At 70.2% G+C, this 6708-nt stretch carries 7 protein-coding genes and 2 tRNA genes; 5 read left to right on the forward strand and 4 right to left on the reverse strand.

The genetic code is table 11. The annotated features are described in order from the left end of the window. The first annotated feature begins 123 nt into the window (after positions 1-123). Genes ACFQW8_RS04040 through ACFQW8_RS04050 form a run of 3 tightly spaced genes read left to right on the forward strand, consistent with a single transcriptional unit; the run spans position 124 to position 3398 of the window. On the forward strand, positions 124-609 hold the full coding sequence (locus ACFQW8_RS04040; RefSeq protein WP_380085680.1) for an Lrp/AsnC family transcriptional regulator: 486 nt from the start codon (positions 124-126) through the stop codon (positions 607-609). Next, a complete protein-coding gene (locus ACFQW8_RS04045) occupies positions 606-2009 on the forward strand; it encodes an aspartate aminotransferase family protein (protein WP_380085681.1) in 1404 nt (467 codons plus the stop codon). Before ACFQW8_RS04040 ends, ACFQW8_RS04045 begins: the two co-directional genes overlap by 4 nt. Before the next feature lie 27 nt (positions 2010-2036). Further along, entirely contained in the window at positions 2037-3398 is a 1362-nt protein-coding gene (locus ACFQW8_RS04050; RefSeq protein ID WP_380085682.1) for an NAD(P)/FAD-dependent oxidoreductase, read from the forward strand. Between the two features lie 127 nt (positions 3399-3525). Here the strand turns inward: ACFQW8_RS04050 and rpmG are convergent, their stop codons facing one another. The 4 genes from rpmG to ACFQW8_RS04070 all read right to left on the reverse strand — a co-directional run bounded on the left by rpmG (position 3526) and on the right by ACFQW8_RS04070 (position 5168). Further along, the gene (gene rpmG / locus ACFQW8_RS04055; protein WP_009776014.1) at positions 3526-3693 is read right to left on the reverse strand and encodes a 50S ribosomal protein L33; all 168 of its coding nucleotides are present in this window, start codon (positions 3691-3693) and stop codon (positions 3526-3528) included. A 134-nt stretch (positions 3694-3827) separates the two neighbouring features. Continuing rightward, positions 3828-3901 (reverse strand) — tRNA-Met (locus ACFQW8_RS04060). 41 nt (positions 3902-3942) lie between these two features. Then, a tRNA-Thr gene (locus tag ACFQW8_RS04065) sits at positions 3943-4015 on the reverse strand. A 109-nt stretch (positions 4016-4124) separates the two neighbouring features. Then, positions 4125-5168 carry a zinc-dependent alcohol dehydrogenase family protein gene (locus ACFQW8_RS04070; protein ID WP_380085683.1) on the reverse strand — a complete coding sequence of 348 codons (1044 nt, stop codon included), beginning with the start codon at positions 5166-5168 and terminating at the stop codon, positions 4125-4127. Positions 5169-5279: 111 nt separating this feature from the next. Between ACFQW8_RS04070 and ACFQW8_RS04075 the strand changes: the two genes are divergently transcribed. Together ACFQW8_RS04075 and ACFQW8_RS04080 are read left to right on the forward strand one after the other, a co-directional pair. Next, positions 5280-5858: an ASCH domain-containing protein gene (locus tag ACFQW8_RS04075; protein WP_380085684.1), complete on the forward strand. Its 579-nt coding sequence runs from the start codon at positions 5280-5282 to the stop codon at positions 5856-5858. A 191-nt stretch (positions 5859-6049) separates the two neighbouring features. Next, positions 6050-6708, forward strand: a 659-nt coding sequence (locus ACFQW8_RS04080; protein ID WP_380085685.1) for a hypothetical protein, incomplete at its 3' end; no start/stop codon positions are given.

Genomic DNA, 6708 nt, shown 5'->3' on the forward strand with positions numbered 1-6708 from the left:
AAGCGTGGAAAAACCAGAGTTTGGCGGCAGTCGATAAGGAATCGATAGGTTGGACACCTCTGAAGTAGGGATACCAACGGTCAGCTGGTTGCGGATCGGAGCAATCCGCGTCACCATGTCGGCGTGAGCCAACCAGCCAGAGCCATCGTGGAGCCGCCCGAGGCGCGTCTCGACGACGTGGCCAAGCGCATCGTCGAGATCCTCCAGCAGGACGGTCGGCGCTCCTATGCCGCCCTCGCGAAGGAGGTCGGGCTGTCCGAGGCGGCCATCCGGACCCGGGTCCAGCGCCTCCTCGACGCCGGCGTCATGCAGATCGTCGCGGTCACCGACCCCTTGCAGCTGGGCTTTCGCCGGCAGGCCATGATCGGCGTCCGCACCGACGGTGACCTCCTGGCCGTCGCCGACAAGCTCACCGAGCTGCCCGAGGTCGACTACCTCGTGACGACCGCCGGCACGTTCGACCTCCTCTGCGAAGTCGTGTGCGAGGACGACGACCACCTGCTCGAGCTCATCACGCAGCGGATGCGTCGCATGCCTGGAGTCGTCTCGACCGAGACCTTCGTCTATCTCAAACTCAACAAGCAGCACTACGACTGGGGCACGCGATGACCGAACCGAGCACTGAACCGCAGACGACACCCGCCGGCACCTCCTACCAGGACGCCGCCCGCGACCACCTGTGGATGCACTTCACCCGGCACTCCGTCTTCGAGGACGGCGGATCGGTGCCCGTCATCACCCGCGGCGAGGGGCACACCATCTGGGACGACCGCGGCAACTCCTACATCGACGGGCTCTCCGGGCTGTTCGTCGTGCAGGTCGGGCACGGGCGGGAGGAGCTCGCCGAGGCTGCTGCCGAGCAGGCCAGGAAGCTCGCGTTCTTCCCGCTGTGGTCCTACGCCCACCCGCCGGCCATCGCCCTCGCCGAACGCCTGGCCGCAGGAGCACCCGGCGACCTCAACCGGGTCTTCTTCACCACGGGGGGCGGCGAGGCCGTCGAGACCGCGTGGAAGCTCGCGAAGCAGTACTTCAAGCTCACCGGCAAGCCCAGCAAGACGAAGGTGATCAGCCGAGCGGTCGCCTACCACGGGACCCCCCACGGCGCCCTGTCGATCACCGGGATCCCGGCAGCCAAGGAGGCTTTCGAGCCGCTGGTCCCCGGTGCACTGAAGGTGCCCAACACCAACCTCTACCGCGCACCCGACCACCTTCGCGACGACGACAAGGCATTCGGTCGCTGGGCCGCCGACCGCATCGCCGAGGCGATCGAGTTCGAGGGGCCGGACACGGTCGCGGCCGTCTTCCTCGAGCCCGTGCAGAACTCCGGCGGCTGCTTCCCGCCGCCTCCTGGCTACTTCGAGCGCGTGCGCGAGATCTGCGACGAGTACGACGTGCTGCTCGTCTCGGACGAGGTCATCTGCGCCTTCGGTCGCATCGGGTCCATGTTTGCGTGCGACGACTTCGGCTACGTCCCCGACATCATCACCTGCGCCAAGGGAATGACCTCCGGCTATGCCCCCATCGGCGCCATGATCGCGAGCGACCGCCTCTTCGAGCCGTTCAAGAAGGGCACGACGTCCTTCCCCCACGGCTTCACCTTCGGGGGCCACCCCGTCTCGGCCGCCGTCGCGATGGCCAACCTCGACATCTTCGAGGGTGAGGGCCTCAACCAGCGGGTCAAGGAGAACGCACCGGCGTTCCGCGCCACCCTCGAGCGACTGCTCGACCTGCCGCTCGTCGGCGACGTCCGAGGTGCCGGCTACTTCTACGGGATCGAGCTCGTCAAGGACAAGACCACAAGGGAGACGTTCGACGACGCCGAGTCCGAGCGGCTGTTGCGTGGCTTCCTGTCCAGGGCCCTGTTCGAGGCCGGGCTCTACTGCCGCGCCGACGACCGGGGCGACCCCGTCATCCAGCTCGCCCCTCCGCTCACGGTCGGCCAGGAGCAGTTCGACGACATCGAACAACGACTTCGCGGCGTCCTCATCGAGGCCGAGAACCACCTGTGAGCCAGACCCCGGCCTGAGGCGCCGCCCGTGGAGACCTGGACCCAGCCGCTGTGGTGGGAGAACGTGAGGCGGTCGCCCGCGGAACCACCCGGCATACCCGATCGCGCGGACGTCACGATCGTCGGAGCGGGCTACACGGGTCTGTGGACCGCGTACTACCTCCTGCGCGACCGTCCCGACCTCGACGTCCTCGTGCTCGAGGCCGAGCACGTGGGGTTCGGCGCCAGCGGGCGCAACGGGGGCTGGGTGTCGTCGCTGTGGCCGGTGGCTCCGGCACGCATCGCCGCCACCCATGGCCGGGACGCCGCACAGGCCATGCTCGCCGAGCTGCGCAGCACCGTCACGCACGTCGGGCAGGTCTGCCGCGAGGAGGCCATCGACGCCGACTTCGCGCACGGTGGTGTGGTCATCGCCGCGCGCGGCCGGGCCCAGGCCCACCGCGCGATGACCTCCGTCGCCGAGAGCGAGCAGTGGGGCCATGACACGCGGTGGCTCGACCCGGCCGAGGCGCACGACCTCCTCGCGGTCGACAACCTCCACGGTGCGACGTGGTCGCCGCACTGCGCGCGGGTCCACCCGATGCGGCTGGTGCAGGGCCTCGCTGCGGCGGTGCGCCGTCGCGGGGGACGCATCGTCGAGGGCGTGCGCGTGCTCGATGCGCAGCCGGGCGCGGTGCGCGTCAGCGGGGGCGTGATCGTGCGCAGCGGCGCGGTCGTGCGGGCCACCGAGGCGTGGACGGCGCGACTGCCCAGGCTGCGACGCAAGGTCGTCCCGGTCTACTCGCTCATGGTGGCGACGGCGCCACTGCCGGCCTCTGTGTGGGACGAGATCGGGCTGGCTCGTCGCGAGGTCTTCTCGGACCACGGGCACGTCATCATCTACGGCCAACGCACCGAGGACGACCGGATCGCCTTCGGGGGACGGGGCGCGCCCTACCACTGGGGGTCAGCCATCCACCCCAGCTTCGACGCCGACGCCACGGTCTTCGCGGCGCTGCGTCGCACCCTGACATCGCTCCTGCCGCAGGTCGGCGACGTCGAGTTCACTCACGCCTGGGGTGGACCGTTGGCGGTGGCACGCGACTGGCAGCCGTCCGTCGGTTTCGACGCAGCGGCCGGGGTCGGCTGGGCCGGTGGCTACGTCGGCGACGGTGTGGCGGCGAGCAACCTCGCCGGACGCACGCTGGCCGACCTCATCAACGGCCGGAGCACGGCGCTCACCTCGCTGCCCTGGGTCGGCCACGTCTCGCCCCGGTGGGAACCGGAGCCGCTGCGCTACCTCGGCGTCAACGCCGGGCTTCGACTCGCCAGCCTGTCCGATGCGCAAGAGGCCCGCACGGGTCTCCCCTCGCGGTTGACGCCGCTCCTGGGACGGCTGACCGGCGGCTGAGCCGGGTGCTGAGCCGTGGCCTGGCCCAGGGTCAGGGACCAAGGCCAAGCCGCGGGGAAGTCCCTAGACACGACGAAGCCGCCCGGCACCGTGAGGTGGGGCGGCTTCGTCGGACGAGGCGCTGGGGTCAGCGGGTCTCGCGGTGCTCGGTGTGCTTCTTGCAGCGGGGGCAGAACTTCGCCAGCTCGAGCCGGTCGGGGTCGTTCCGACGGTTCTTCTTGGTGATGTAGTTGCGCTCCTTGCACTCCGTGCACGCCAGGGTGATCTTGGGGCGGACGTCAGTGGCCTTGGCCATCGGGGCAACCTGCTCTCGAAAAAGTGATCGTGGTGTGATGCAAAGTGTGTGTCGCGCTAGTTCACGAGGGGTTTCACGCGACGACCAGCACAACAGACTACGCGAGTTCAGGTATTCCCAGAAATCGCGCCGAGTAGCGGGAGCGGGGCTCGATCCCGCGACCTCACGATTATGAGTCGTGCGCTCTAACCAGCTGAGCTACCCCGCCTTGGGGGTCGGAGGCCGTCACGTAGTGATGGCTCTGACCAGAGCCCCCTGTCGGAATCGAACCGACGACCTTTTCCTTACCATGGAAACGCTCTACCGACTGAGCTAAGGGGGCCTTTCAGGCACCGGGCAGACCCGGGCTGAGTGCGTCGGGAATGCTACACGGACACCTGCGCACGGGTGAAATCCGGCCACCGGACCCCGGATCTAGGCTCGGTTTCCGCTCAGCCGGGGAGCCTGATGACGGTCATGCCCGGAGATGTGGCGGGGTGGTCCATCGCCATCAGGGCCGCTCCGGCTTCGTCCAGCGAGATGACGTCTCCGACGAGGCGGTCGGGGCGGAGCGTGCCGTCCTCGACGAGGGCCAGCATGGCGGGGTACTCGTGCGCCGCCATGCCGTGCGAGCCGTAGATCTCCAGCTCGTGAGCGATGACGCGGTCCATGGGCAGGGGCGGTGTGGAGGCCGGACCGAGCAGCAGGCCGACCTGCACGTGTCGGCCACGTCGGCGCAGGCAGCTCACCGACGCGGCGGCGGTCGTCGGTGTGCCGAGAGCATCGATCGAGACGTGGGCTCCTCCGTGGGTGATCTCGCGGATCAGGGCGGCGGTGTCAGCGTCCCGGCCCGCGTCGACGACGTGCTCTGCGCCGAGCTCGCGGGCTCGGTCGAGGGCTGCGGCGGAGATGTCGACCGCGACGACCCGGGCACCGAGGGCCGCTCCGATCATCACCGCTGACAGCCCCACGCCGCCGCAGCCGTGGACCGCCAGCCAGTCGCCGGCGCGGAGGCGACCGTGTGCCGTGATCGCCCTGAACGCGGTGGCGAAGCGGCAGCCGAGAGAGGCTGCCGTGACGAAGTCGATGGGGTCCGGCAGGGCGACGAGGTTGACGTCGGCGGCATTGATCGTGACCCGGTCGGCAAAGGACCCGGGTCCGGTGAAGCCCGGCTGCGTCTGGTCGGGGCAGACCTGCGCGTCACCCGACCGGCAGAGCTCGCACACCCCGCAGCCGCAGACGAACGGCACGGTGACCCGGTCGCCGACCTGCCACTGCCTGACCTCGGCGCCGACCTCGGCGACCGTGCCGGCCAGCTCGTGGCCAGGGACCTGCGGCAGGGTCACGGGGTCGTGCCCCTTCCACGCGTGCCAGTCCGAGCGGCACACCCCGGTCGCCCGCACCGCGATGACGACGCCATCGCGCGGGCAGGCGGGCTCGGGCACCTCGGCCAGTGTGGGCGGCTGCCCGTAGGCGTCATAGATCACGGCCCTCACGGTGCGGCCACCTCGCTGTTTCTCTCGTGCATCACCCCAGTGTCGAGGACGACCGCGACCCGGCGGCGCCCGCCTCGGGACGAACGCGCCGTGGAGTGGCACGCTGAGCCCATGACCGACGAGCAGCCGCCGCGCCCAGACGAGTCGACCGACCTGCCCGAGGCGGCGACTGACGCGGCCGACGAAGCGGCCGAGGAGGCGGCGGAGGAGCAGGTGCGCACGTTCTGGGACCTCGCGCGGCTGCACGCCCACCTCAACGAGGTGCCGACCTACTTCGGGCCGTCTCCCCTGGACTCCGTCCCGCCGCCGACCTGGTCCTTCGGCGCCACGGCCGAGCAGGCCGACGAGCTGCTCGGCCTCGTGCTCGACGGGGTGAAGACGGCGACCGCCAGTGCGGCATGGGACTACGAGGCCGAGGATGAGCCGTTGCCGGAGCCGGGCACCCTGGGCATCGTCCTCGACGGCTCGGGCCGGCCCCGTGCGCTCATCGAGACCAGTCAGGTCGCCGTCGTGCCCTTCGACGAGGTCGATGAGGAGCATGCGCGCCGCGAAGGCGAGGGGGACCTGTCCCTCGCGCACTGGCGCACCGTGCACGAGCGCTTCTTCACCGACCACGCCACCCACGGCCAGGCCTTCGCCAAGGACATGCCGGTGGTGTGCGAGCGCTTCCGGGTGCTTTACGCCGACTGAGCGCCGCGGCTGCGGGCGGAGAACTAGTCACTCTAGTCACTTCGGGCTGGACCCTTTTACCATCCGAACCACTGTGACAGCATGTCGTCCCCCACCACTCGGGTGGTGTCGAAGCCATCCTTTCGGGCCCTTGACGACGACCTCGTCGGGCCGGGCGGCCGCTTCGGCCAACCCATTGTCCGAGGTATGCCATGAGACGGTCCGTTCGTACTTTCCTGCTGTTCCTGACCGCTCTCGCGCTGGCCATCTCGGGTCTGGCATGGGGCTCGACCGCGGCTTCCGGCTCCGCCGCCTCGGCGAGATCCGTGGCGGCCACCGTGCCCGGGAGCTTCGTCGCCGTGACGCCGGCCCGGGTCCTGGACACCCGCACCGGCAACGGCGCTCCCGCCACCGCCGTCGCCCCCAACTCCACCGTCCACCTCCAGGTCACCGGCCGAGGAGGCGTGCCCACCACCGGCGTCTCCACCGTCGTCCTCAACGTCACCGCCGTCACCCCCACCTCCAGCGGCTACGTCACCGCCCACCCGGACGGCACCACCCGCCCGAACAGCTCCAGCCTCAACTACGCCCCCAACCAGACCGTGGCCAACCTCGTCATCGCCCAGGTCGGAGCCGGCGGCAAGATCTCCCTCCACAACCGCTCCTCCGGCACCACCCACCTGCTCGCCGACGTCACCGGCTACCACCGCTCCGGCACCCCCACCACCGCAGGCGCCCACCGCACCCTCGCCCCGACGCGACTGCTGGACACGCGCACCGGCAACGGCGCTCCCGCCACCGCCGTCGCCCCCAACTCCACCGTCCACCTCCAGGTCACCGGCCGAGGAGGCGTGCCCACCACCGGCGTCTC

Origin of the sequence: Knoellia altitudinis, assembly GCF_042666355.1 — a bacterium.
In the GTDB taxonomy this organism is placed as follows: domain Bacteria; phylum Actinomycetota; class Actinomycetes; order Actinomycetales; family Dermatophilaceae; genus Knoellia; species Knoellia altitudinis.